The organism is Brevundimonas sp. 01N35 (genome assembly GCF_056399785.1).
Genome location: NZ_JBFTRZ010000001.1, coordinates 47,465 through 73,224, shown reverse-complemented (window position 1 = coordinate 73,224; position 25,760 = coordinate 47,465). Strand labels below are relative to the sequence as shown.

General features: G+C 69.2%; 21 protein-coding genes. 11 read left to right on the top strand and 10 right to left on the bottom strand.

Features of this window, described 5'->3' with window-relative positions; genetic code table 11:
* Positions 1-18: 18 nt before the first annotated feature.
* The 8 genes from AC1DJ5_RS00335 (at position 19) to AC1DJ5_RS00300 (ending at position 11,094) form a co-directional block, all read left to right on the top strand.
* Entirely contained in the window at positions 19-1,800 is a 1,782-nt protein-coding gene (locus tag AC1DJ5_RS00335; RefSeq protein ID WP_441455863.1) for a peptidoglycan D,D-transpeptidase FtsI family protein, read from the top strand.
* On the top strand, positions 1,797-3,269 hold the full coding sequence (locus AC1DJ5_RS00330) for a UDP-N-acetylmuramoyl-L-alanyl-D-glutamate--2,6-diaminopimelate ligase (RefSeq protein WP_477019291.1): 1,473 nt from the start codon (positions 1,797-1,799) through the stop codon (positions 3,267-3,269). Before AC1DJ5_RS00335 ends, AC1DJ5_RS00330 begins: the two co-directional genes overlap by 4 nt.
* Positions 3,262-4,704 carry a UDP-N-acetylmuramoyl-tripeptide--D-alanyl-D-alanine ligase gene (locus AC1DJ5_RS00325; RefSeq protein WP_477019290.1) on the top strand — a complete coding sequence of 481 codons (1,443 nt, stop codon included), beginning with the start codon at positions 3,262-3,264 and terminating at the stop codon, positions 4,702-4,704. The genes AC1DJ5_RS00330 and AC1DJ5_RS00325 overlap by 8 nt, the downstream gene beginning before the upstream one ends.
* 12 nt (positions 4,705-4,716) lie before the next feature.
* Entirely contained in the window at positions 4,717-5,826 is a 1,110-nt protein-coding gene (gene mraY, locus AC1DJ5_RS00320; protein ID WP_477019289.1) for a phospho-N-acetylmuramoyl-pentapeptide-transferase, read from the top strand.
* Between the two features lie 133 nt (positions 5,827-5,959).
* Complete coding sequence (locus AC1DJ5_RS00315) at positions 5,960-7,480, top strand: Mur ligase family protein (RefSeq protein WP_477019288.1); 1,521 nt, start codon at positions 5,960-5,962, stop codon at positions 7,478-7,480.
* Positions 7,477-8,658, top strand: a complete 1,182-nt coding sequence (gene ftsW / locus AC1DJ5_RS00310) for a putative lipid II flippase FtsW (protein ID WP_477019287.1) — start codon at positions 7,477-7,479, stop codon at positions 8,656-8,658. The genes AC1DJ5_RS00315 and ftsW overlap by 4 nt, the downstream gene beginning before the upstream one ends.
* A 13-nt stretch (positions 8,659-8,671) precedes the next feature.
* Complete coding sequence (gene murG, locus AC1DJ5_RS00305; protein WP_477019286.1) at positions 8,672-9,754, top strand: undecaprenyldiphospho-muramoylpentapeptide beta-N-acetylglucosaminyltransferase; 1,083 nt, start codon at positions 8,672-8,674, stop codon at positions 9,752-9,754.
* Between the two features lie 209 nt (positions 9,755-9,963).
* The gene (locus AC1DJ5_RS00300) at positions 9,964-11,094 is read left to right on the top strand and encodes a mechanosensitive ion channel family protein (RefSeq protein ID WP_477019285.1); all 1,131 of its coding nucleotides are present in this window, start codon (positions 9,964-9,966) and stop codon (positions 11,092-11,094) included.
* Positions 11,095-11,243: 149 nt separating this feature from the next.
* Here AC1DJ5_RS00300 and AC1DJ5_RS00295 read toward each other — a convergent pair whose 3' ends face one another.
* Positions 11,244-11,714: a hypothetical protein gene (locus tag AC1DJ5_RS00295; RefSeq protein ID WP_477019284.1), complete on the bottom strand. Its 471-nt coding sequence runs from the start codon at positions 11,712-11,714 to the stop codon at positions 11,244-11,246.
* 55 nt (positions 11,715-11,769) lie between these two features.
* Here AC1DJ5_RS00295 and AC1DJ5_RS00290 point away from each other — a divergent pair, with 55 nt between their 5' ends.
* Positions 11,770-12,645: a WecB/TagA/CpsF family glycosyltransferase gene (locus tag AC1DJ5_RS00290; protein ID WP_477019283.1), complete on the top strand. Its 876-nt coding sequence runs from the start codon at positions 11,770-11,772 to the stop codon at positions 12,643-12,645.
* A gap of 227 nt (positions 12,646-12,872) precedes the next feature.
* Here the strand turns inward: AC1DJ5_RS00290 and smc are convergent, their stop codons facing one another.
* The 6 genes from smc to AC1DJ5_RS00260 all read right to left on the bottom strand — a co-directional run bounded on the left by smc (position 12,873) and on the right by AC1DJ5_RS00260 (position 18,872).
* Positions 12,873-16,313: a chromosome segregation protein SMC gene (smc, locus tag AC1DJ5_RS00285; protein ID WP_477019282.1), complete on the bottom strand. Its 3,441-nt coding sequence runs from the start codon at positions 16,311-16,313 to the stop codon at positions 12,873-12,875.
* 10 nt (positions 16,314-16,323) lie between these two features.
* The gene (locus AC1DJ5_RS00280; RefSeq protein ID WP_477019281.1) at positions 16,324-16,950 is read right to left on the bottom strand and encodes a DsbA family protein; all 627 of its coding nucleotides are present in this window, start codon (positions 16,948-16,950) and stop codon (positions 16,324-16,326) included.
* Entirely contained in the window at positions 16,947-17,048 is a 102-nt protein-coding gene (locus AC1DJ5_RS00275; protein ID WP_477019280.1) for a hypothetical protein, read from the bottom strand. The genes AC1DJ5_RS00280 and AC1DJ5_RS00275 overlap by 4 nt, the downstream gene beginning before the upstream one ends.
* Positions 17,045-17,551: a thioredoxin domain-containing protein gene (locus AC1DJ5_RS00270; protein ID WP_477019279.1), complete on the bottom strand. Its 507-nt coding sequence runs from the start codon at positions 17,549-17,551 to the stop codon at positions 17,045-17,047. The genes AC1DJ5_RS00275 and AC1DJ5_RS00270 overlap by 4 nt, the downstream gene beginning before the upstream one ends.
* Positions 17,552-17,575: 24 nt before the next feature.
* Positions 17,576-18,208 carry a DsbA family protein gene (locus AC1DJ5_RS00265; RefSeq protein ID WP_441455712.1) on the bottom strand — a complete coding sequence of 211 codons (633 nt, stop codon included), beginning with the start codon at positions 18,206-18,208 and terminating at the stop codon, positions 17,576-17,578.
* Between the two features lie 100 nt (positions 18,209-18,308).
* Positions 18,309-18,872, bottom strand: coding sequence for a DUF721 domain-containing protein (locus tag AC1DJ5_RS00260; RefSeq protein WP_441455711.1), 564 nt, complete (start codon positions 18,870-18,872; stop codon positions 18,309-18,311).
* A gap of 152 nt (positions 18,873-19,024) precedes the next feature.
* On the opposite strand from AC1DJ5_RS00260, the gene AC1DJ5_RS00255 reads away from it, so the two are divergent.
* Positions 19,025-19,966, top strand: coding sequence for an acyl-CoA thioester hydrolase/BAAT C-terminal domain-containing protein (locus AC1DJ5_RS00255; protein WP_477019278.1), 942 nt, complete (start codon positions 19,025-19,027; stop codon positions 19,964-19,966).
* Positions 19,967-20,074: 108 nt separating this feature from the next.
* The gene (gene mutY / locus AC1DJ5_RS00250) at positions 20,075-21,097 is read left to right on the top strand and encodes an A/G-specific adenine glycosylase (protein WP_477019277.1); all 1,023 of its coding nucleotides are present in this window, start codon (positions 20,075-20,077) and stop codon (positions 21,095-21,097) included.
* Here mutY and AC1DJ5_RS00245 read toward each other — a convergent pair.
* The 3 genes from AC1DJ5_RS00245 to AC1DJ5_RS00235 all read right to left on the bottom strand — a co-directional run bounded on the left by AC1DJ5_RS00245 (position 21,094) and on the right by AC1DJ5_RS00235 (position 25,591).
* Entirely contained in the window at positions 21,094-23,241 is a 2,148-nt protein-coding gene (locus tag AC1DJ5_RS00245) for an amylo-alpha-1,6-glucosidase (protein WP_477019276.1), read from the bottom strand. The two genes, mutY and AC1DJ5_RS00245, sit on opposite strands and share 4 nt — an antisense overlap.
* Before the next feature lie 32 nt (positions 23,242-23,273).
* Entirely contained in the window at positions 23,274-24,383 is a 1,110-nt protein-coding gene (locus AC1DJ5_RS00240; RefSeq protein ID WP_441455704.1) for a glycosyltransferase family 4 protein, read from the bottom strand.
* 128 nt (positions 24,384-24,511) lie between these two features.
* Positions 24,512-25,591: a site-specific DNA-methyltransferase gene (locus AC1DJ5_RS00235; protein ID WP_441455702.1), complete on the bottom strand. Its 1,080-nt coding sequence runs from the start codon at positions 25,589-25,591 to the stop codon at positions 24,512-24,514.
* Between the last annotated feature and the right edge of the window lie 169 nt (positions 25,592-25,760).

The window sequence follows — 25,760 nt, the reverse complement described above, 5'->3', positions numbered from 1 at the left end:
GTTCACCATCATCACGGCATGGACTATCGCCGTCCCGCGCCGGGCCGTCCGCAGCCGCGCGCCCAGGGGCCGTCGGTCGGCGGTCTGTTCGCCGCCTGGGGGCGCTGGGTCGCCTCCTGTGTCTGGTGGATGGAGCATTCGTTCGAGCGCGCCCGCGCCGACGGCCGTCCGGAAGAAGACACCCGCGTCCGCATCTTCCTGATCCTGGCGGTGTTCTCGGCGGTCTTCGCCTGTCTGGCGCTGGGCGCGGCGCACGCCGCCCTGTTCGCGCCGCGCGGCGGATCGGGCGTGGGCTTCAACCCGAACGCCCTGACACGCGCCGATCTGGTGGATCGCAACGGCCAACTGCTGGCCACCAACATCACCCACTACGGCCTCTATATCGATCCGCGCGAAATCTGGGACCCGGCCGCCGCCAAGGTCGAGCTGCGCCGCGCCCTGCCGCGCGTCTCGGCCAAGCGTCTGGATCGCGTGCTGGACGGCGAGCGTCGCCTGGTCGTGCTGAACGGCCTGACCCCGTCCGAGCGTCGCGCGGTTCACGCCCTGGCGCTGGGCGGCGTTTCGTTCGAGCCCGAGGACCGCCGCGTCTATCCGCTGGGGAGTTCCGCGGTTCACCTGATCGGCCGCTCCGATACGGGCGGCGAGGGCGTGTCCGGTTCGGAACTGGCCTTCGACAAGGAAATCCGCGCGGCGGGCGCCGCCGGCGAGGACTTCCAGCTGTCGATCGACCTGCGGGTGCAGGGCGTGGTTGAGAACGAGCTGGCCGCCGCCGCCGAGGCCGCCGGGGCCAAGGGCGCCGTCGCCGTCGTCACCGACGTCCAGACCGGCGAGGTCCTGGCCATGGCCAGCTGGCCGACCTACGACGCTAACCGCCGCAACGCCGCGCCCGAGGAGGCGTTGCTGAACCGCGTCACCTCGGCCCACTATGAAATGGGCTCGGTGTTCAAGAGCTTCACCGTCGCCGCCGGCATCGACACCGGGCGGGCCGACATGAACACCCTATTCGACGCCTCGCAGGCGCTGCAGATCGGCAAGCGCCGCATCAAGGACTTCCACGCCACCAACAAGGTGCTGACGCTGGAAGAAGTCTATCTGCACTCGTCCAACATCGGCACCTCGCGTCTGGCCGTCGAAATGGGCGGCGACGTGATGCGCGACTACTTCCAGCGACTGGGTCTGCTGGACGCCGCGCCGATCGAGCTGAAGGAATCGGCCCGACCCTCGCACGTCCGCAAGTGGGACGACTCGACCCTGGCCTCGCTGTCCTTCGGTTACGGCATCATGGTCACGCCGATCCAGTATGTGGCCGCCTATGGCGCCCTGGCCAACGGCGGGCGCTACATCCCCCTGACCCTGCGCAAGGGCGGCCTGCCCAACGCCCAGGCGCGTCGGGTCGTCTCGCCCGAGACCTCGGCCACCATGCTGGACCTGATGCGCCGCAATGTGACGCGCGGTTCGGGCCGGTTCGCCGAAGCGGCGGGCCTGCGGGTCGGCGGCAAGACCGGCTCGGCCAACAAACTGGTCAACGGCCGCTATGACCCGACCCACGCCGTCGGCTCCTTCGCCGCCGTCTTCCCCGCCGACGGCCCGGTGACGGCCAAGCGCTATACGATCTTCGTTCTGGTGGACGAGCCCTCCTCCTATCCGCGCACCGGCGGCTATGTCGCCGCGCCCGCTGTCGGCCGCATCGCCGACCGCATCGCCCCCTTCCTGGGCGTCGAGCGCAAGGCCGACCGCTGGTCCACCGCGCTCGGCGAAAAGATCCCCGAGTTCCAGGACGTCGAGGGCGACGGCCGATGAGCGTGCCCCAATCCTCCCTGCGCCTGTCCGAACTCCTGCGCCGCGACCTGAGCTCGGACCCCGAGATCACCGCCATCACCGCCGACAGCCGCAAGGTCGTGCCGGGGGCCCTGTTCGTGGCCCTGCCGGGGTCGGCCGCCGACGGCCGCGCCTTTATTCCGCAAGCCCTGGCCAAGGGCGCCGCCGCCATCCTGGCGCCGACCGACACCCCCGCCGGCGCGGCGCCCCTGCTGGTCGCCTCGGGCGACGTGCACCGGGCCTATGCCCTGGCCGCGCGCAGCTTCTACGGCGCCCAGCCCAAGACCTGCGTCGCCGTCACCGGCACCAACGGCAAGACCTCGGTCGCCAACTTCTGCCGCCAGATCTGGGCCGGCCTGGGCCTCAAGTCGGCCAGCATGGGCACGTTGGGCGTGGTCGGTCAGAAGGGCGACAGGACCTACGCCCTGACCGGCCCCGGCCTGACCAGCCCCGACGCCGCCGAGGCCGCGCGCCTGCTGGCCGAACTGGCCGCCAAGGAGGTGACCCACCTGGCGCTGGAAGCCTCGTCGCACGGCATCGACCAGCGCCGTCTGGACGGGGTGGCCATCCGCGCCGCCGGCTTCACCAACCTGACCCAGGACCACCTCGACTATCACGGCACCATGGCCGAATACCGCGCCGCCAAATTGCGCCTGTTCGAGGCCCTGCTGCCGCGCGGCCGCACCGCCGTCCTGAACGCCGATTCCGACGCCTATTCGGCCTTCGCCTCGGCCTCGATCATGGCCGGGCTCGGCGTCATGGGCGTGGGCGAGCGCGGGCGCGACCTGTCCCTGATCGCGCGCCGGGCGACGCCGGAAGGCCAGCGCCTGACCATCGACGCGCGCGGCCGCATCTACGACATCCTGCTGCCGCTGGCCGGCGCCTTCCAGGCCTCGAACGCCCTGGTGGCGGCGGGCTTGTGCATCGCCGGCGGCGAAGACCCTGATCGCGTCATACCGGCGATGGAGTTCATCCAGGGCGCGCAAGGCCGCCTGCAGCGCATTCCGGGCGAAGGCTCGCGCGGCGGCGAGGTCTATGTCGACTACGCCCACACGCCCGATGGTCTGGAGACGGTGCTGAAAGCCCTGCGGCCCCACGCGACGGGCCGTCTGATCGTCGTCTTCGGCGCCGGCGGCGACCGCGACCGCGCCAAGCGTCCGATGATGGGCGAGATCGCCGGTCGTCTGGCCGACGTGGCCATCGTCACCGACGACAATCCGCGCTCGGAAGACCCCGCCGCCATCCGCGCCCAGGTCCGCGTCGGCTGCCCCGACGCGCTGGAGATCGGCGACCGCCGCGAGGCCATTCATCACGCTGTATCGCTGATGCGCGAAGGAGATGTGGTGGTGATCGCCGGAAAAGGGCATGAACAGGGACAGATCGTCGCCGGGGTGATCCATCCCTTCGACGACGCCACCGAAGCGACCGAAGCCCTGCGCGATCATGCCTGACACCCAAACGCCGCTCTGGACCGCCGAAGCCATCGCCTCGGCGACCGGGGGCCAGCTTCACGGACCCGATGCAGACGTCTCGGGCCTGACCTACAACAGCCGCGAGATCGCGCCCGGGGACCTGTTCCTGGCCCTGCACGGCGCGCGCGACGGGCATGAGTTCGCCGCCGCCGCCTTCGCCGCCGGGGCCGCCGTCGCCCTGGTCGACCGGCCGGTCGAGGGCGGGCCTTACGTTCTGGTGCCCGACACCCTGAAGGGGCTGGAAGCCCTGGGCGTCGCCGCCCGCGAGCGCGCGCGCCTGCGCGGCGCCGTCACCGGCAGCGTCGGCAAGACCAGCGTGACCCAGGCGATCAAGGCGGGCCTCGACCTTGCCGGTTCCGCGCACGCCTCGATCAAGAGCTACAACAACCATATCGGCGTGCCGCTGACCCTGGCGCGGATGCCGCATGGCACCCAGCGCGCCGTGTTCGAGATCGGCATGAACGCGCCCGGCGAGATCGGGCCGCTGTCGAAGCTCGTCCGTCCCCACGCCGCCTGCGTCACCACGGTCGGCCCGGTCCATATCGAGGCCTTCGCCGACGGCGAGGCGGGCGTGGCGCGCGAGAAGGCTGCCATCTTCGAGGGGCTGGTCCCCGGCGGCGTCGCCGTGGTCAACGCCGACAACGCCTATTCCGATCTGGTGCGTCAGGCGGCGGTCGATGCCGGGGCCGTGGTGCAGACGTTTGGCTCGGGCGCGGGCGCCGACGCCCGCCTGCTGGGCTTCAAGGCCGACGCCGAGGGCGCGCGCGTCACCGCCGAGATCGATGGTCATCGCCTCGAATACCGTCTGGCCCAGTCGGGCGTGCATTGGGGGCTGAACAGCCTGTGCGTCATCCTGATGCTGCGGGCGCTGGACGTGTCGCTGGACACGGCCTTGCAGGCCCTGGCCGGGTTCCAGCCGCTGGCGGGACGCGGCCAGATGAAGACCGTCGCCATCCCCGGCGGCGCCTTCACCCTGATCGACGAGAGTTACAACGCCAATCCGCTGTCGATGAAGGCGGGCTTCCTCAGCCTGGGGGCCAGGCCGGTGCCCGAGGGCGGTCGCCGCATCGTCGTCCTGACCGACATGCTCGAACTGGGCGAACACAGCCGCGGCCTGCACGAAGGCCTGATCCAGCCCATCGCCGCCGCCGGCTTGGACCTGGTCCACGCGGCGGGCATGGAGATGCGCCGCCTGCATGACGCCCTGCCGCCCTCGCGGCGCGGCCTGTGGCGCGCCACCGCCGCCGAACTGGCCGCCGAAGCCGGCAAGCTGGTCGCGCCCGGCGACATCGTCATGGTCAAGGGCTCGAACGGGTCGAAGGCGTCGTTGGTCGCGGCCGCGCTTGCGAACCTGGCGATTGACGGCGAAGGCAATAACCCCTCAAGCAGCGTCGCGCCGCGCGCGACGCGATAGGGTCACTCAAGAATGTTCTACCTGCTCTACCTCTACTACGCCGACGTCGCGCAGGAATATCCGCTGCTGCACCTGATCCAGTATCAGACGGTGCGCGTCGCCCTGGCCATGGCCACGGCCATGATCGTCGCGGTGGCCATGGGCAGCCGCTTCATCAACTGGATGCGCGCGCGGCAGGGCAAGGGCCAGCCGATCCGCGACGACGGCCCGATCTCTCACCTGTCCAAGGTCGGCACCCCCACCATGGGCGGGCTGATGATCCTGGCGGGCATCGGCGTGGCGGTCTTCCTGTGGGGCGATCTGACCAACCCCTATATCTGGATCGTCTCGGCCGTGACCGCCGCCTTCGGGGTGTTGGGCTTCGTTGACGACTACGCCAAGGTGTCCAAGCAGACCTCGGCCGGCCTGACTTCGAAACAGAAGCTGGCGGCCCAGACGGTCATTTCCGTCATTGCGGGCGTCCTAACCGTACTGTGGATGACCCATTCGCCGACCTCGCCGGGGCTCGAGACCTCGATCGCCTTCCCCTTCCTGAAGGCGGTCCTGCTGAACATCGGCTGGTTCTATGTGATCTTCGCCGCCTTCACGATCGTCGGCTTCTCCAACGCCGTGAACCTGACCGACGGTCTGGACGGCCTGGCCATCGTGCCGGTGATGATGGCGGCGGGCGCCTTCGGCATCATCAGCTATCTGGTCGGCAACTTCGTCTTTGCCGAGTATCTGCAGGTCCACCACGTGCCCGGTTCGGGCGAGTTGGCCGTCTTCTGTGCCGCCATGATCGGCGGGGGCATGGGCTTCCTCTGGTACAACGCCCCCCCGGCCAAGATCTTCATGGGCGACACCGGTTCGCTGGCTCTGGGCGGCGCGCTCGGCTCGATCGCCGTGGCCACCAAGCACGAGCTGGTGCTGGGCATCGTCGGCGGCCTGTTCGTGGTCGAGGCGGCCTCGGTCATGATCCAGGTCGGCTACTTCAAGCTGACCGGAAAGCGCATCTTCCTGATGGCGCCGATCCACCACCATTTCGAGAAGATGGGCTGGCCGGAATCGACCGTGGTCATCCGCTTCTGGATCGTCGCCGCCATGCTGGCGCTGCTCGGTCTGGCCACGCTGAAGCTGCGATGACGGCCTTCTCCTCTGCGTCATCCTCGCCCCTGTGGCGAGGATCCAGACCCTCGACGTTCGACGTTGAGACAGGACGGCTGACGTCGGTGTCTCTGGATTCTCGGGACAAGCCCGAGGATGACGGAGGTCAGGGGTGATCCCGGTTCCCGGTTTCGAGGGGCGTCGTGTTGCGGTCTTCGGCCTGGGCCGTTCCGGGATCACCGCCGCACGCGCGCTTCAGGCTGGCGGCGCCGTCCCTGTCCTGTGGGACGACGGCGTCTCGGGCCGGATGCAGGCCGAGGCCGAGGGCTTCGTGGTCGAGGACCTGACCCGCGCCGACTGGTCCAGCTTCGCCGCCCTGGTCCTGTCGCCCGGCGCGCCCCTGACCCACCCCAGGCCGCACTGGACCGTCGAGCGCGCCCATGCGGCGGGCGTGCCGGTCATCGGCGACATCGAACTGTTCGCTCGCGCCCTAGCCGCCTTGCCGAGTGAGGCGCGCCCCCGCGTCGTCGCCATCACCGGCACCAACGGCAAGTCGACCACGACGGCCCTGATCGGCTGGGTGCTGAAGTCCGCGGGCCTGACCGTGCATATCGGCGGCAATATCGGCATCGGGGTTTTGGCGCTGCCGCAGCCGACGCCAGAGGCCGTCTATGTCATCGAGGTCTCGTCCTATCAGCTAGACCTGACCACCAGTTTCGCGCCCGACGTGGCCATCCTGACCAACATCAGCCCTGACCATCTGGATCGTCACGGCGGCATGGAAGGCTATGTCGCCGCCAAGCGCCGCATCTTCCAGGCGCAGGGCGACGAGGCGCTGGCGCTGGTTGGCGTGGACGAGGCCTGGGGGCGGGGGATTGCAGCGGACCTGCGGGCGCAGGGGCGGCGGGTCGAAACCGTCGCAACCGGTCCTTCTCCCCTTGCGGGAGAAGGTGGCAGGCGAAGCCTGACGGATGAGGGGTCTCTCTCCCGATCCGAAAGCGTGCTTGAATCTTCTGTCGGCGCAACCCCTCATCCGGCCCCTTCGGGCCCACCTTCTCCCGCAAGGGGAGAAGGGTATGTGGCCGCGCCCGGTTCTCTCTCCTGCAAAGGCCAGCCCGTCGCCGACCTCTCCGCCGCCCGCTCTCTGCCCGGCCGTCACAACGCCCAGAACGCCGCCTTCGCCTATGCCGCCGCCCGCGCGCTCGGCGGGTCGCATGACGCGGCGGTCCAAGGCCTGCTCACCTTCCCCGGTCTGGCGCACCGGATGGAGGCCGTGGGCCGTTTGGGTTCGGTGCGCTTCATCAACGACTCCAAGGGCACCAACGCCGACGCCGCGCGTCAGGCCCTGGCCTCCTATCCCTCCGTCTTCTGGATCGCGGGCGGCAAGGCCAAGGAGGGCGGCATCGACAGTCTGCGCGACCTCTTCCCCCACGTCGCCAAGGCCTATCTGATCGGCGAGGCCGCCGACGCCTTTTCTGTCACCCTGTCTGACACGCCGCACGTCGTCGCCCACACCATGGAACGCGCGGTCGAATTGGCCGCCGCCGACGCCGCCAAGGCCGGCGGCGACCAGGTCGTCCTCCTGTCCCCCGCCTGCGCCAGCTTCGATCAGTTTCCCGATTTCGAGGTGCGGGGCGAAGCCTTCCGCGCCGCCGTGCTGGCGCTCGGCGCCCAGCCTGAGCCCGCCGCATGAGCCAGAGCTACAGCCACCCGTTTTCGCGCAATGATCAGAGCCTGATCGCGCGCTGGTTCTGGACCGTGGATCGCGGCCTGCTGGGCGCGGCCCTGACGCTGGTGGCCCTGGGCGTGTCGCTCAGCTTCGCCTCCAGCCCCGCCGCCATTCTGGCCGACGAGTCGATCACCGATCCCTTCCACTATTCCTGGCGGATGATCGTCTGGGCCTCGATGGGCACGACCTTGATGCTGACCACGTCGCTGCTGTCGCCGCGCGGGGTGCGGCGCATCGCGGTGCTGGCCCTGTTCGGGGCCATTGTGGTCATGGCGGCGCTGCCCTTCATCGGCGACACGGTGAAGGGCGCCGCGCGCTGGGTGAACCTGGGGCCGTTCAGCCTGCAGCCGTCCGAGTTCGCCAAACCGGGCCTGATCATCTTCGCCGCCTGGATGTTCGCCGAGGCCCAGAAGGGGCAGGGGGTTCCCGGCGTCAGCATCGCCTTTGGCCTTTGGGCCCTGACCGTCGGTCTGCTGCTGATCCAGCCCGACATCGGCCAGACCCTACTGATCACCACCACCTTCATGGCCGTCTTCTTCATGGCCGGGGTGCCGCTGAAATGGGTCGCCGTCATCGCCGCCATGGGCGCGGGCGGGGTGGTGTCGCTGTATTTCATGTTCAGCCACATGCGCGACCGCCTCAGCCGCTTCATGTCGCCCGAGACGACGGACACCCACCAGATCGACAAGGCGTCCGAAGCCATCCGTGCCGGCGGTCTGGTCGGGCGTGGCATCGGCGAGGGGGTGATGAAACGTTCGGTCCCCGACCTGCACACCGACTTCATCTATTCGGTCGGCGCCGAGGAGTTCGGCCTGGTTCTCAGCCTGATCCTGATCGGCCTCTACGCCTTCATCGTCATTCGCGGCATGCGCCGGGCGATGAAGCTGAACGACCCGTTCGAGCAGACGGCCGCAGCGGGCCTGTTCATGCTGATCGGGCTGCAGGCCTGCATCAATGTCGCGGTGAACCTGAATCTGATCCCGACCAAGGGCATGACGCTGCCCTTCATCAGCTATGGCGGCTCGTCCATGATGGCCATGGGGCTGACCATGGGGTTCGCCCTGGCCCTGACCCGACGCCGTCCTGGGGCCTATGAGCCAGGCTCCAACATTTCGCCGCCGCGCCGTCGCCTGCTGCCGTAAGAGAGTGCCTGCCATGAACAAGGTCTGCGTCGTCGCCGCCGGAGGCACTGGGGGCCACATGTTCCCCGCCGAGGCTCTGGCCCGCGAACTGGCGTCGCGCGGCTGGCGCGTGGTGCTGGCGACCGACCGCCGGGGCGAGCAGTACGCCCACGCCTTTCCGGCCGAGGAGCGTCTGGCGCTGGACGCGGCCACCGGCTCCGGCCCCGTCGGCCTGTTGAAGGCGGGTCTGGCCATCCTGCGCGGGGTGGGGCAGGCCAAGTCGGCGTTCAACCGGCTGGACGCCGACGTGGTGGTGGGCTTCGGCGGCTATCCGTCCGCCCCGGCCCTGGTCGCGGCCATTCTGCAAAAGCGCCCGACCCTGATCCACGAACAGAACGCGGTCCTGGGCCGCACCAACCGGATGCTGGCCCCCCGCGTGGGCGGCGTGGCCTCGGCCTTTCCGACGCTCGGCCGCGCGCCCGAGCCGGTGAAGGCCCGCGCCCAGGTCGTCGGCAACCCGGTGCGTCCCGACATCCGCGCCCTGTTCGACCGCGCCTATGCGGCCCCCGCCGACGGCGGCCCGATCCACGTCCTGGTGACCGGCGGCAGCCAAGGCGCCCGCATCCTGTCCGAGACCGCGCCCCGCGCCCTGGCGGCCCTGCCCGAGGCGATCCGCGATCGGCTGAAGGTGCAGCAGCAGTCGCGCCCCGAGACGCTGGAGAGCGCCCGTCAGATCTATCTCGACGCCGGCATTCAGGCCGAGGTCGCCCCCTTCTTCCGCGACATGGCCGACCGCCTGTCGAAGGCGCATCTGGTCATCGGCCGCGCCGGGGCCTCGACCTGTTCGGAGCTGGCGGTCGCGGCCCTGCCGTCCGTGCTGATCCCGCTCAAGATCGCCATGGACGACCACCAGACCCTGAACGCTCGCGCCCTGTCCGAAGCGGGCGCTGCCCGCGTCATCGCCGAGGACGATCTGACGGTCGCCGGTCTGACCGCAGCCCTGACAGACATCTTGTCGGACCCGGCGAAGCTGGCCGCCATGTCCGCCGCCGCGCGCTCCGTCGCCATTCCCGACGCCGCCGCTCGTCTGGCCGATCTGGTCGAGGCGGCGGCCTGAATTTCCCCCTTCCCCCTCGAGGGGGGAAGGGCCGGGGATGGGGGTGAGGGCTCAATGCTCACCGGAGGGACGCGTGAGACTCTGTCGCAGCGTCTCTCGCGCCAAAACTTAGGAAATGGCTCGCCTCCACCCCCACCCAACCCTCCCCCCTCGAGGGGGAGGGCTTTGTCCGGGATGACGTAGCCTTACGCCCCAGCTAGGCTGCATCCATGCCCCAGTTCGTCATCGACCTGACCCACTCCGTTTTCGCCCTGTGGAATCAGTTCCACTGGCTGCCCGAATGGGCCGTGATCTCGATTATCACCGTCGTCTTCGTCTTCATCGGCTGGGCCGCGAACCAGGTGGTCTTCGCCCTGCTGAAGCTGGCCGTGCGCAACCGCGACGTCTTCTGGAAGGGGATGCTGGGTCGAGCCCGGCTCAAGGTCCGGATCGCCGTGATGATCATCGCCCTGGCCCTGGCGGTGACGGTCTCGCCCCTGGACCCCGAGCCGTCGCTGTTCATCCGGCGCACCCTGCTGTTCGGCTTCATCCTGGTGTGCGGCTGGATGCTGGCGGGCGCGGTGGACATGGGGGCCATCGTCCATCTGAAGAAGTTCAACATGGACACGGAGGACAACCTCCTGGCCCGCAAGCACGTCACCCAGACGCGCATCCTGCAGCGGGTCGCGGCCATTCTGATCGGTCTGATCACCCTGGGTCTGGCGCTTCTGACCATTCCAGGGGTGAAGCAGTGGGGTCTGTCGTTGCTGGCCTCGGCGGGCGTGGTGGGCATCGTCGCCGGTCTGGCGCTGCAACCCTTCCTGACCAATCTGCTGGCTGGCATCCAGATCGCCACGGCCCAGCCGATCCGCCTGGACGACGCCGTCATCGTCGAAGGGGAGTGGGGCCGGGTCGAGGAGATCACCTCGACCTACGTCGTGGTCAAGCTGTGGGACTGGCGGCGGATGATCCTGCCGCTAACCTATTTCATCCAGAAGCCGTTCCAGAACTGGACCCGCGACAATTCCAGCCTGATCGGCGTCGCTTTCCTCTATGTCGACTACGAGGCGCCCATAGACCGGCTGCGGGTCAAGCTGGAGGCCATCGCCCACGCCTCGCCCCACTGGGACGGCGACGTGGTGGCCCTGCAGGTGACGGACATCACCGAACGGGTCGCCCAGGTCCGCTGCCTGACCAGCGCCAGGAACGCCTCGCTGGCCTTCGACTTGCGCTGCGAGGTGCGCGAGAAGATGCTGGCCTTCATGCGAGATGAATGTCCGCAAGCCCTGCCGAGGGACCGGGTGGACCTGGATCGGAATGACCGCGGAATTCTCCCTCCCCGAAACGGGGAGGGTGGCTGAGCTATCTTCTTTCACGCCGTCATCCTCGGGCTTGACCCGAGGATCGGGTTGTCCGCCTACGCAACGTCGGCAAGGTCGAGCACGCGCCTACGCTCGACCCTCGGGTCAAGCCCGAGGATGACGGCGGTGGGGTGCGGGGAGGGAGAAACTCAGTCCTTCATCCGTTCGCGCCCGATCCGCACTGCGTCGCCCGTGCTGACTGCATCGGTCGGACCAGCCTCCGTCCCACAGGCCACGGCCGCCAGTTCCGCCGCGTCCCCGCCGGGCGCAATGGCGTAGGGCGGGGCGTTTTCCGGCGTGATGGGCCCCTCCGTCCCGTCAACCTTCAGCGAGGCGAAGTCCAGCCGGTCCGCCGTCTGCGCCGCGCAGTCGAACCGCCACCAGGACCAGCCGCCGGAATAGGCGACGCCGCCGATGACCATGTCTTCTTCGCTGATTTGCAGCGAGCGCATCCGCACGCTTGAGTTCCCGGGGGCGCCGTCCGGCGTGATCGAGGCCGCGTCGGCGAAGATCACGAACCGGCCCACGCCGGTCAGGACCAGGGCGTGGTCCTGACCGACCGCCGCTGTCGCCAGCAGGGTCGAGGCGGCGATTGTCGCCGCCGTAAGGGCTCGCTTCATCCGGGCATCCCGTGTTTCGTTAACCGCGTCCGCCAACCGCCCGTTGAGGCGGCGCGTGTACAGACAAGCCATGTATCAGGAGCCGCTCGGAGTCGATCTCGCCACCGCCTCGCCCGACCGGCGTCGGCGCGAACGTCGCCCGTTCCGCCAGACGCGCCGACCGGAAGAGCGCGTCCGCATCCTGGGCGAAACTGTCGACCTGATGCGGCCCGAGGAGGTGCTGCTGCACGTCGAGTCCTGCATTGAGGCGGGCCAGCGCAGCATCATCGCCAACCACAATCTGCACAGCCTGTATCTCTTGCCCCGCACGCCGGGGATGCGCCGGCTGTACGACATGGCCGAGGTGGTGGAGCTGGATTCCGCGCCCCTGATCCACTTCACCCGGCTGCTGGGGCTGCACAGCCGACCCTTCCACCGCTGCACCTATCTGGACTGGCGCGACCAGTTCTGGAGCCTGGCCAACCGCAAGAGCTGGCGCGTCCTCTATGTCGGCGGCGCCGAAGGGGTGGCGACCACGGCGGCGGAACGTCTGGGCGGGCGCTATCCGGGGGCGGTGATCAGCGGCCTGTCCGGCTATTTCGACGCTGCGCCGGGATCGCTGGGCAATACCGCCGTTTTGGCCGCCATCGTCGAGTTCCAGCCGGACATCCTGTTCGTCGGCATGGGCATGCCGCGTCAGGAGCTGTGGATCGCCGACAACATCGAGGCCCTCCCTCAGGCCGTCATCCTGCCGGTCGGCGCGGCCTTCGATTATGAGGCCGGGGTTCAGAAGGCGGCGCCCCGCTGGATGGGACGGCTGGGCGTTGAATGGCTGTTCCGCCTGTTTGCCGACCCAAAACGCCTGTTCGCCCGCTACTGCGTCGAGCCCTGGTTCCTGATCGGCCCGGCCCTGGGCGACGTGCGCGCGGCGATGCAGCGCAAGAAGCGCTGAATTCTGGGCGCCTCGCTCAGCCGTCGCAATGACGCTGGCTGAGGCCCTGAATTCCCACGACTTCGTCTGAAACCGACGGGATCGACCTGACGCGTCTCCCTATGCCCCCATACTGGTCAAGGCGTCGGGTTCGTGGCGCGCTGACACGGAGACCGCCGCGCTGATTTCAGACTATTCAGACGAATTGGACTCTGTTTTTTGCGCCCGCATCGAACAGACGCTTCCGACTAAGCCGCCACGATCTGTTCGGCCTGGTTCAGGTTGACGCTGACCAGCTGACTCATGCCGCGCTCGGGCATGGTGACGCCGTAGAGGCGGTCCATCCGGCTCATGGTCACCGGGTTGTGGGTGATGACGATGAAGCGGGTGTCGGTGCGCGAGCGCATTTCGTGCAGCATCCGGCAGAAGCGGTCGACGTTGGCGTCGTCCAGCGGCGCGTCCACCTCGTCCAGCACGCAGACGGGCGCCGGATTGGCCAGGAAGACGCCGAAGATCAGCGCCGCCGCCGTCAGGGCCTGTTCGCCGCCGCTCATCAGGCTCATCACCGACAGCCGCTTGCCGGGCGGGCAGGCGTAGATTTCCAGACCGGCTTCCAGCGGATCGTCGCTCTCGACCAGCTTCAGTTCCGCCTGACCGCCGCCGAACAGGGCCTCGAACAGGGCCTTGAAGTTGGCGTTGATGACGTCGAAGGCCGCCACCAGCCGTTCGCGGCCCTCGGCGTTCAGTTCGTCGATGCCGTCGCGCAGCTTGGCGATCGCCTGGGTCAGGTCGATGCGTTCCGACTTCATGGCGCCCAGACGCTCGCCGTATTCGGCGGCCTCTTCCTCGGCGCGCAGGTTGACGGCGCCCAGGGCCTCGCGCTCGCGCTCCAGCCCGGACAGCAGGCTTTCGGCGCCGGCCGTGTCCGGCGGGCGGGCGATGGCGTCGTCGAGCAGCTTCTGGCCCAGTTCGTCCGGCGACATCTGCGCCGTCTCGCGCAGGGTGGCTTCAGCCTCGACGAGACGTTCAGAAGCGGCCTCGGCGCGGACGGCCAGACCGGCGCGGGCCTCGCGCGCGGCTCCGGCGGCGGCCTCAGCGGCGCGGCTGGCGCGGTCGCTTTCGCCCGCCGTGGTTTCGGCCAGGCTGAGGGCCTCAGCTGAGGCGCTCTTGCGCGTCTCGGCGGCGATCAGGGCGTCCATCAATGTGCCGCGCTGTTCGGCGAAACCTTGCGGCGCGATCTCGGCCTGCTTCAACTGGGCGGCGGTCTTGTCGGCGTCCTTGCCCAGGGCGGCGACGCGGGCGGCGCTTTCCTTGGACCGTCCGGCCCAGCCCTCCTGGGCGCGGCTCAGGCTGCCCAGACGCTGTTCGCGCCCGGCGCGGTCTCTAGCTTCCTCGTCGCGGGTCGAGCGGGCGGTCTGGGCCGCTTGCCGGGCCGCGTCGGCATTGAGGCGGGCGGCGGCCAGTTCGTCGCGCAGCCCGGCGATCGTCTCGGACGGGGCATCGACGCTCTGAGCGGCCTCCAGCGCGGCCTTGGCCTCGGCCACTTCGCCGTCCAGGCGGGCGACGGTTTCGTCCAGCGCCTGGGCGCGGGCTTCGCGGCGGGTCTGGTCGCGCATCAGGCTTTCGACCCGGTCGCGACCGGCGGTCACGGCCTTGTCGGCGGCGAAGGGCTTGAGGCGAGCGGTCTTCACCGTCTCTTCCGCCGCGCGGAAGGCCTCGGTGGCGGCCTTCTGAGCCGTCTGGGCCGCTTCCAGCGCGGGCTTGCCGGTGTCGATCTCGGCTTCCAGCTCGGCCAGCCGCGTGCGCTGCGCCAGTCGCACGGCGGCCGGACGCGGGGCCTCGGCGCGGCTGACGAAGCCGTCCCAGCGATAGAGGTCGCCTTCCACCGTCACCAGGCGTGCGCCTGGAGGCAATTGTTTGGCCAGGCGCGGCGCATCGGACTGGCTGGCGACGACGCACAGGGCCAGACGGGCGGACAGTTCGCCGGGCGCGGTCACATGAGCGGCCAGCGGGGCCACCCCCTCGGGCCAGACGGACGAGGGCGCGTCGGCGCCCGCCCAGTGGGCGGCGGCGCGGGCGTCCAGCGCCGCGTCCAGATCGTCGCCGAGGGCAGCGGCCAACGCGGCCTCATAGCCCTTGGCCGCTGACACCTTGTCCAGCGCGGGCGGATGGTCGCGCTTGCCGGTGACCAGCAGCTGGGCAAGGCCCCGCGCCTCGGTCTGCAACCGACCCAGACGGTCCTCGGCGGCGCGAGCATTGGTGCGGGCCTCGGCCTCGACGCGGGCCAGATCGCCACGCGCAGCCTCGGCGGCCTCGACGGCTTCTCGGGCGGCGGTCAGTTCGGCCTGCGCTGTCTCCAAGGCGGTGCGAGCGGTCGCCAGTTCCGGCGTTTCCAGCGGGCCGAGGGCCTCGCGCTCGCGCTTGGCCTGTTCGAACTGGCCGACGACGCGGGCCAGACGGGTCTCGGCGTCGCGCTTGCGAGCGGTTTCGGCGTTGGCGCGGGCCTCGACGGCGGCCAGGGTTCCGGCCAGGCGTTCGACCTCGCCGTCGGCGGCCTTGCGGGCGTCCTCGGCGGTCAGCAGCGCCTTTTCCAGCTCCGGCCCGCGCTCGGGGGCGGCGGCGATCTCGGCCTTCAGTTTCGTCAGTTCGTGGTCCAGCCGGTCCAGTTCGCGCTGAGCGTCGGCGGCCATGCGTTCTTCGCGCTCGACGTCGGCGGCGATCCGCGCCGCCTCGGCCTTCAGCCGGTCGACCTCGGCGCGGGCGGCCTGTTCGGCCATGTCGAGGCGGTCGCGTTCCAGCGTGGCGCGGTGCAGCAGGGCGCCGGCCACGGCGTCTTCCTCGCGCGCGGGCTTCATCGCGTCTTGCGCCTTCAGGGCGTCGGCCTCGGCCTTGGTCGCGGCGGCGGTCGCCTCGGCCACGGCGCGGTCGGCGTCGCGCAGCTCCTGCGCCGCCGTCTCGGCCGCCGCCTTGGCGTCGTTCCAGCGCACGAACAGCAGGGCGGCCTGCAGGGCGCGGATCTCGGCCGAGATCTTCTTGTACTTCTCGGCCTGACGCGCCTCGCGCTTCAGCCGGTTCAGCGCCGTCTCCAACTCGCGGCCGATGTCGTCCAGCCGGTCGAGGTTGGTCTCGGCGGCCTTGAGCCGCAGTTCGGCCTCGTGGCGGCGGGTGTGCAGACCGGCCACGCCGCCGGCCTCTTCCAGAATCCGCCGCCGGTTCTGCGGCTTGGCGGCGATCAGTTCGGAGATCTGGCCCTGACGCACCAGGGCGGGTGAGTTGGCCCCGGTCGAGGCGTCGGCGAACAGCAGTTGGACGTCGCGGGCGCGGACCTCCTTGCCGTTGATGCGATAGGTCGAGCCCTGGCCCCGGTCGATGCGGCGCGAAACCTCGAGCACCGGACTGTCGGTAAAGGGCTGGGGCGCGCGCTTCTGGGCGTTGTCGATGGTCAGGACGACTTCGGCGTGGCTGCGCGGCGGTCGGCCCGCGGCGCCGGCGAAGATGACGTCGTCCATGCCCTGGCCGCGCATGGCCTTGGCCGAGTTGGCGCCCATGACCCAGCGCAGGCTTTCCAGCACGTTGGACTTGCCGCAGCCGTTCGGCCCGACCACGCCGGTCAGGCCGGACTCGATCTGAACTTCCGCCGCGTCGACGAAGGATTTGAAGCCGACGAGCTTCAGTCGCTGGAATTGCATGGGCGGTCGATTAGCGTCCCTTGATCAGCGGGTCGATGGCCGCCGACAGGGTTTCGATCGAATGGTCGATGGCGCGCTTGCCGTTGACGAAGAAGGTCGGGGTGCCGTCCACGCCCGCCGCGACAGCGGCTTCCACGTCGCGCTGCAGCGTCTGGCCCGTCGCCGGGTCGGCCAGGCAGGCCTCGATCTGAGCCTGGGTGCGGCCGCTGACGGCGATGGCGCCCATGTACCAGTCGCGGGCGTCGCCGCTGGCGAAGGCGGCGGCCTGACCGGCCATGAAGTGATGGGCCACGTCGAAGAACTTGTCCGGCGCGGCGCAGCGGCCGATGGCGGCGGCGGTGGCCGCCACCTGGGCCGGCTGGGTCGGCAGGTCGCGGAAGACCAGCTTGACCTTGCCCGTGTCGATATAGCGGGCCTTGAAGTCCGGCAGAACCTCATTGGTCCAGGCGGCGCAATGGCTGCAGGTGAAGGAGGCGTATTCGATCACCGTCACCGGGGCGTCGGCGCGGCCCAGCACCCGGTCGGCGGCGGTCACCGGCGGCACGGGCGTCGGGGCCGGATCGGCGGCCAGGGCGGGCGCGGCGGTCATCAGCGCCGCCGCCAGAGGCAGGGCGCACCACAGGGTCTTCATGTTCATTTCGTCACCAGAAGGGAATCGATGCGTTGCGACAGGCTGTCCAGCGAAGGGTCGCGGACAGTTTCGCCGTTGATCATGAAGGTGGGGGTGCCGGTCACACCAGCGTCCTGAGCCATCTTGATGCGTTTTCCATCGCGGCGACGCTTGCCGGGTCGGCCACGCAGGTCTGAAACTGGGTTTCGCTTAGGCCAGCCTCACGTGCAGTGCGCAGCAGGATGTCGCGCGCCGGGGTCCCGGAATGCAGTTCGGGCAGGGACCGCATCATCTGGTCGATCACATGGAAGTACTTGTCCTCGCCCGCGCAGCGCGCCAGCAGGAATCCGGCCACCGCCACGTCCTGGGGCGGGGTGGGGAATTCGCGGAAGACGTAGCGGACCTTGTTGGTGTCCACGTACTTGGCCTTGAACTCAGGCCAGACTTCCTCGTTCCAGGCGGCGCAGACGCCGCAGGTGACGGAGGCGTATTCGACCACCGTCACCGTGGCGCCCTCGGGCGCGCCCAGAGCCATGTCGCCTTCGGCGGGGGCCGCATTCTTGCCGCCGCAAGCGGCCAGCGCCAGCGCGACAGTCAGGGCCGCGGCCCCTGCCAGTTTCCTCAACATCGCCACGCCCCCGCCCGTTTGAGATTATTTCTTGGCCAGTTCCGCGTCGATGGCTTCCGACAGGCTCGACAGGCTGCTGTCGAGCACCTTGGTGCCGTTGACCAGGAAGGTCGGCGTGCCGGTCACGCCGGCGTCGATGCCCGCCTTGATGCGCTTGCTCATCTCTTCGATGGCGGCCTTGTCGCGGATGCAGTCCTCGGTCTGCTGTTGGCTCAGACCCGCTGCGGCGGCGGCACGGAACAGGGTGCTGCGCGGGGCGACGCCCGCCATCCATTCCTTCTGGCTGGCCATGATGTCGTGGACGACGTCGAAATACTTGTCCGGTCCGGCGCAGCGCGCGATCAGGAAGCCGGCGACGGCGATGTCCTGCGGCGGGGTCGGGAATTCGCGGAAGACGTAGCGGACCTTCTTGGTGTCCACATACTTGGTCTTGAATTCCGGCCACACTTCCTCGTTCCAGGCGGCGCAGTGGCCGCAGGTGACCGAGGCATATTCGACGACCGTGACCTTGGCGTCTTCGCCCGCGCCAATCGCCATGTCGCCCTGGGCGGCGCCGCCGGTCTTGGCGGTGCAGCCGGCGACGGTGGCCATGGCGGCCAGAGCGGCGGCGGTCAGGGCCGCGCGGCGGCTCATCGAAGCGTAACGGAACGTAGCCATGGGTCGTCCTTGGGCGAGAGTGTGACTCTGAAGGATGGCGCGATTCCCTAAGACGCGCGCGATCCGCTTATTTGTCGAGAACAGGTGCGGCGAAGGTTTGTCAACGGCGCTCATTTTCGGGGGGCTGCGACAGCACGGCGCGACCCAGTTTGCGCAGGGCGGCCTTGAGCCCGTCGGGGGCGTCCTCGACGGCGGCGGCCAGGTCGGCTTCGACCGAGGCAGGCAGGGGCGGCAGGACCGCCTGGCCGCGCGGCCGCGGCTTGGCGCCGCCTTCGGGCAGGGGCTTCACCGGCCCCTGGGCGATGCGCAGCTTCTCGACCGATCCGGCGCCGAGGAACAGGTTCACCCGCTGGAGGATGTCCTCGGACTGATGCTGGACCAGCAGGGCGGCGGGGCCGGCCACACGCAGCTCCAGCGTCCCCCCGGCGCCGCCGCGGCCCTTGGTCAGTTTCTGGGGGCGGGTGACGCGGGCCAGGCGCTCGCCGACGATCTCGCGCCAGCGCGGCTCCAGCGCGCCGGCGCCGCGCCCGAACTGGGCGTCCAGCTTCTTGATCAGCGGAGCCAGCGACCGGCCGGCCGGGGGAGGCGGGCGCAACGGAGGGCGCGTCCGGCGTCGGGCCAGGATTTCGCGGGCTTCGCTTTCGGTGGGCAGAGGACGACGCATCGACGCACCATAGCGTCATCCCGGTCGAAGCCGAAGGGCCTAGAGCCGGGACGGCTTCGTCGGATTATTAAACCGCAGCGGCGCGCTTATCCGTGCATAGACATGTAATGAACTTTAAATTAAAAAGTACTCTTCAATTAATGGAGAGCGAGATGTCCCGCTTCACCGCCGCCTTCGCCGTCCTGTGTCTGATGGGACCGCCCGTGTCCGCTCACGCTCAAAGCCCGGCTCCGATCTCGGCGTCAGCTCCCACAGTCGTCCGCGACGACGGCCTGGCCGCCGAATATTATCCCGCCGATCCGGCCAAGGCGGCGCGAGGCGCGGTGGTGGTGCTGGGCGGGTCCGAAGGGGGACTTGGGGGCGCCCGCGCCGTGGCGCGCAGGCTGGCGGCCGACGGGCTGGACGCCCTGGCCGTGTCCTATTTCGGGGAGCCGGGCCAGCCTCCCAAGTTGGACCTTGTCCCGATCGAACCGGTGGGTCGCGCGATCGCTTGGCTGAAAGCCGGCCCCAACGCCGGCGAGCCCGTCGCCGTCGTCGGCGTGTCGAAGGGCGCAGAACTGGCGCTGCTGGTCGCCAGTCGGGACAACCGGATCAAGGCCGTCGTCGCGGCGGTTCCGACTCATGTGCTGTGGCAAGGCATCGACCAGACCGGCGGCCCGACGGGTGCGTCCTGGACCGCCGAGGGCCGTTCCTTGCCCTACGTGCCCTATAATATGTCGAATGGATTTCAAGGCGTTTACCGCCTCTATGCCGACAGTCTGCCGACAGCCTCGCCGGAGGCCGAGATCGCGGTAGAGCGGATCGCCGGTCCGATCCTGCTGGTGTCGAGCGATGACGACGGCCTGTGGCCGTCCGCAGACATGGCCGAACGGATCGTCGCGCGCCTGAAGGCGCGAGGCTTCCGACACGGCGTCACTCATCTGAACTATGTCGGTGCGGGCCATGCGGTGTTCGGGCCGCCGCTTGGCGCCATGGCTCCGCAACAGGCCGCCCGTCTGGTGTCCTTGGGGGGAACCGCCGAAGGCGTAAGCGCGGCCCGCGCCGACGTCTGGCCCAAGACGGTCGCATTCCTGAAGCAGGTCCTGGCTGACTGACGGGCGCGGGGCGTTGCGGGTTTCGGGCGGCATATTTTCCTGACCTTCATGTCCTGCGGTCCCGGATAGGCGCTGCGCGCTTTCCGGGATGACGCTAAGAAGGCGGCGATGCTCGACGTCCCCTCCCTCCGCGCCGCCCTGCTTGATTGGTACGACGCCCATGCGCGGGCCCTGCCGTGGCGCGCGCCGCCAGGGTCGGGCGAGCGCACGCAGCCTTACCGAGTCTGGCTGTCCGAGGTCATGCTGCAGCAGACGACGGTGCCGCACGCCGCACCCTATTTCGAGCGTTTCACCGCCCGCTGGCCGACGGTCAGCGATCTGGCCGCCGTCGAGGATGCGGACCTGATGGCCGCCTGGGCGGGGCTGGGCTACTACGCCCGCGCCCGCAACCTGCTAGCCTGCGCGCGGGCCGTGGCCAGCGACCACGGCGGCGTCTTCCCGGACAGCGAGGCGGCCCTGCTAGCCCTGCCGGGCGTGGGCGCCTATACCGCCGCCGCCGTCGCCGCCATCGCCTTCGAGCGGCCCGCCAATGTCGTGGACGGCAATGTCGAACGGGTCATGAGCCGGCTGTTCGCGGTCGAGACGCCGCTGCCCGCCGCCCGGCCCGAGCTGAAGCGGCTGGCCGCCCTCTTCGTCAGCGACGACCGGCCCGGCGACTGGCCTCAGGCCCTGATGGACCTCGGCTCCGGCGTCTGCCGGCCCAAGTCGCCGTCGTGCGAAGTCTGCCCGCTGGCTTTCGGCTGCGAGGGGCTGAGCACGGGTTCGCCCGACCGCTATCCGCTGAAGACCAAGAAGGCCGCGCGGCCGCACCGGCTGGGTCACGCCTTCGTGCTGCGCGACGCCGACGGTCGGGTCGCCCTGGTGCGGCGGCCGGACAAGGGGCTGCTGGGCGGGATGGTCGGCCTGCCGACCTCGGACTGGAGCGCGGCGCCCGCCTTTGATCCGCCGGCCTTGTCGGATTGGCGCGAAGCGGGGGCGGTCGAACACGTCTTCACCCACTTCAGCCTGACCCTGACCGTCCATGTCGGCGAGGCGGGCGAAGGCGACTTCCTGTGGACCGAGGCGGACCCGGCGCTGGCCTCGCTGCCGACGGTGTTCCGCAAGGCGCTGGAGCGGGGGCTGGCGGCCTAGCCCGTCGCGCGCAGGCTGACCGTCCCGCGCCGTTCGCGCGGCATGACGACGACGTGCTTGTCCAGCCGCTGGAAGTTCAGGTCGATGGCGCCGTCGCCGACCGCGAGATCGATGATCGACAGCCGGTCGAGGCCGACGGGCAGGGCGGGGTTGGACACCTCGACCAGACCCTCCGCCGCATTGATCGACACGCCCAGCACCGATTGCAGCATCAGGAAGACCGATCCCGCCGCCCAGGCCTGGGGCAGGCAGGCGACCGGATAGGCGATGGGCGGCTCGCCGGTCTCGCGGATGAAGCCGCAGAACAGTTCGGGCAGGCGAAGCTCGAAATGCGCCGCCGCGCCGAAGATCTCGCCCAGCAGCATGGCCACCGCGCGCCGCTCGCCATAGCGCGCCATGCCGGCCGCCGCCATGGCCGTGTCGTGCGGCCAGACCGAGCCGTTGTGATAGCTCATCGGATTGAAGCGCGTCTGGCCCTTGCCCAGGGTCCGCAGGCCCCAGCCCGAGCGGAACTCGGCCGTCAGCATCCGCCGCGTCACCCGCCGCGCCCTCTCGTGCGAGGGCAGGCCGCTGAACAGCAGGTGGCCGGCGTTCGATCCGATGGCGCGGCACTGCTCGCCGTCGCCATCCAGAGCGATGGCGTAGAAGCCTTCGTCCTCCATCCAGTAGCGCTCCTCGACCGCAGCGCGCACACGCTCGGCCTGGGCCCGCCATTCCTCCACGCGCCCGTCGCCCAGCAGTTCGCCCATTCTGGCCAGCGCCTTCCACGCGGCATAGGCGTAGCCCTGCACCTCCAGCAGGGCGATCGGCCCCTTGGGAAAGCGTCCGTCGCTGTAGAAGATGGAGTCCTCGGAATCCTTCCAGCCCTGATTGGACAGTCCGGTGTCCGCCCCCCGCGCATAGTCGATCAGGCCGTCGCCGTTACTGTCGCCGTAGTCGGTCATCCAGCCGGCCGCCGCGATCAGGTTCGGCCACATGGCGCGGATGGTCGCCAGATCGCCCGTGCGATGGGCGTAGGCGCCGGCCAGGGCGATGAACAGGCAGGTGGTGTCGACCCCTCCGTAATAGAGGCCGAACGGCACCTCGCCGAGCGCGGACATCTCGCCGCCGCGCGTCTCGTGCATGATCTTGCCGGGCGCGGAATCCATGAAGGCGTTGACCTCGGTCGCCTGGCGCGCCGCCAGATAGGTCAGCACCCCCTTGGCCAGGCTGGGATCGATCCACAGCATCTGCCAGGCGGTGATGATCCCGTCTCGCCCGAACGGGGTCGAGAACCACGGCACGCCGGCGTAGGGGTAGGGGCCGGTCGGCAGGTCGGTGGTCAGCAGGGCCACGTCCGTGCGCGACTGCCTCAGCCAGTCGTTGACGCGCGGATTGCGCGGAGCCAGCACGCCCGCGCCTCGCCGCAGCCGTTTGCGCATGGCCAGACGCGCCTGGATGGAGTTCCAGCGCCAGCGCTCCTGGTCCGGCGCGTCGCAGACGTCCAGACCGCATTCGATGAACAGATCCAGTTGCTTGCCCTTGGGCAGGCTGAACATGAACTCGGCCCGGTTCGGGCTCAGCCGCGCGGGCGGCTCGGAAAAGGCCAGGCAACTGGTCCGCGTGACCTGATCCAGTCCGGTGTAGCTGAAGGTCACCCTGCGTCCGTCCATGACGGGCGGATGAAATTCGCCGCGCGCCGCTCGCGCCGTGCCCCGCACCTGGAAGATGTCGGCGAAGTCGGCCCCGAATTCGAAGGCCAGCGGCAACAGGATGTCCTCGATGCCGTGGTTGACCATCCGCACCCGCTCGAACAGCCTCTTGTCCCAGAGGTAGCGCCGTCGCTCCAGATGCAGCACCCCCGCCGGGGCCGAGCGCCCGCCCATGGGCGGCAGGGGGCGGTTGGTCGAGTGGCAGGTGAAGAAGACGTTGTCCTCGGTCACGCCGGAACTGAGCCGCGACGGCCGAGTCCGCCCCACCGTCAGGACGAAATGCGACAGCATCCGCGTGTCCTGATCGAACAGGCCGTCGGCGCCGCTCTTCACATCGCCCCAATGGTCCGCGACCAGGAAGGTGTCGCAGTCCTTCAGCGCCATCAGGGTCTCTAGCCCGTCCTGATCGCTGTTGTCGGCGGCGGTGGTCTGGACCGAATAGGCGTCGTCCATGCTCTACCTAATGGCCAGAGGGGCGAAAGGGTTCAGACGCGGCCGGCGAAACTGCGCGCTTCGCGAAAGGGTCGCGCCGGGCTGTCGTCCAGAACATCGACCGCGAAAGGGCGTCGGGCCAGCAGGTCGCCGTAAACGTCGAGATAGCGCCGGGCCATGGCCGTGGCCGAGAAGCGCAGATCGAACCGCGCCCGGATCGCGTCGCGGTCCAGTCTGTGCGCCCGGCCGGCGGCGGCCACGGCCTGTTCCAGCGTGTCCACCAGAAAGCCGGTGGCGCCGTCCTCGATGATTTCCGGCGTCGACCCGCAGCGGAATGCCACGACCGGCGTGCCGCAGGCCATGGCCTCGATCATCACCAGTCCGAACGGCTCAGGCCAGTCGATGGGGAAGAGCAGGGCTTCAGCCCCACCGAGGAAGGCGGACTTCCGCGCGTCGCCGATTTCGCCGATGAATTCGATCAGGGGATTGCCGTCGATCATGGGCCGGATGACGGTTTCCCAATAGGTCTTGTCCGCCGCATCGACCTTGGCCGCGATCTTCAGCGGCTTGCCCAGGCGCATGGCGATATCGATCGCGCGGTCGGGACGCTTCTCGGGCGAGATGCGCCCCAGGAAGGCCAGATAGCCCTCGGTCTTCGGCGAGAAGCGATAGAGGTCCCCCGACATTCCGTGGTGCACGGTCGCCTTCCAGTTGGCGCCGGGCAGGGGGCGGCGTTGATCGTCGGAGATGGAGACCAGGCCGAACTCGGGCCAGCGCTCATAGACCTCCGCCAGGTCCTTCAGGTCGAGCCGCCCGTGCAGGGTGGTGACCGTCTTGTCCGCCAGAGCGCGGAAGAAGGGGAAATGCGCCATGTCGGTGTGAAAATGGATCACGTCGAAGTCGTCGGCGCGATCCAGCACCTCGGCCAGCATGGTCATATGCGCGGCCATGTCGGATTTCAGCGGCTCCGGGTCCAGCCGGATGGCCTGATCGCGCACCGGCACCAGCCGCGCGCGTGTCTCAGCGTCGGCGCTGGCGAACAGGGTGACGTCGTGCCCCAGATCGACCAGGGCGTCCGTCAGATGGGCCACGACCCGTTCCGTGCCGCCGTAAAGCCGGGGCGGCACCGCCTCGTAGAGGGGCGTGACCTGAGCAATCTTCATGATCCGACTCCAGCGCCCCCGATGGCGCTAGAATCCTCAACACAGGCCGATGAAGGGGGGTTCCAGCTTGGCTGGAGCGATATTTGTCAGTCCCGCCCGGCGCTTACCGGAACCCTTCCATCCTCGGCCTACTGCATCCCGGCGCGGATCTCGGCGCGCAGGGCGTCGATGGGGCGCAGGCCCGTATCGGTCTTGAACCGCCAGTAGGTCCAACCGTTGCACGCCGGGGCGTTTTCTAGCAGGGCGCCCAGCTTGTGGATCGAGCCGCTCATGGAGCCGGATACCAGCGAACCGTCGGCCCGCACGCGGGCCTCATGGTCGCCCTTGGGGCAGTAGAGCTTGTCGCCGGGGGCCAGCAGACCCGCTTCGACCAGGGCGCCGAACGGCACCTTGACCTCGGCCCGCTTGGAGCCGGTGACGACCAGATCCTCAGGCGCGGTCGGGATGACGGCCTTGATGCGCTTCTCGGCGACCTTGGCGTAGCCCTCGTCGCGTTCGATGCCGATGAAACGACGGCCCAGACGCTTGGCCGCGGCTCCGGTGGTGCCGGTGCCGAAGAAGGGATCTAGGATGACGTCGCCGGGACGCGAGGCCGACAGGATGACCCGGTGCAGCAGGCCCTCGGGCTTCTGGGTCGGGTGGGCCTTGTCGCCGTTCTCGTCCTTGATCCGCTCGGCGCCGGTGCACAGGGCCAGGGTCCAGTCCGAACGCATCTGGGTGTCTTCGTTGAAGACCTTCATGGCGTCGTAGTTGAAGGTGTAGCGCTTCTGCTCGCGCGACTTGGCGGCCCAGATCAGGGTCTCATGGGCGTTGGTGAAGCGCGTGCCCTTGAAGTTCGGCATCGGGTTGGACTTGCGCCAGATGATGTCGTTCAGCACCCAGAAGCCCAGGTCCTGCATCGCCGAGCCCAGCCGGAAGATGTTGTGATAACTGCCGATGACCCAGAGCGAGCCCTCGTCCTTCAGCACCCGGCGGCATTCGCCCAGCCAGGCACGGGTGAAGGCGTCATAGGCGGCGAAGCTGTCGAACTTGTCCCAGTCGTCGTCGACCGCGTCGACCTTGGAATTGTCGGGTCGCAGCAGGTCGCCGCCCAACTGCAGATTATAGGGCGGGTCGGCGAAGACCATGTCCACCGACTTGTCCGGCAGGCCCTTCAGCACCTCGATGCAATCGCCCCGCAGGATGACGTCGGTCTTCAACTCGGACATGGAATAAGCGGCCCCGGACAGATGAGACGCTTATGGTGAATCCTTACGGTTAAGGCGGAGTAACCAAACTTAAGATCCCGGCAAATCGAGAGAACCCTTCTCCCCTTGCGGGAGAAGGTGGCCGAGCGGAGCGAGGTCGGATGAGGGGTTGCGGGGCATTGACCCCGCT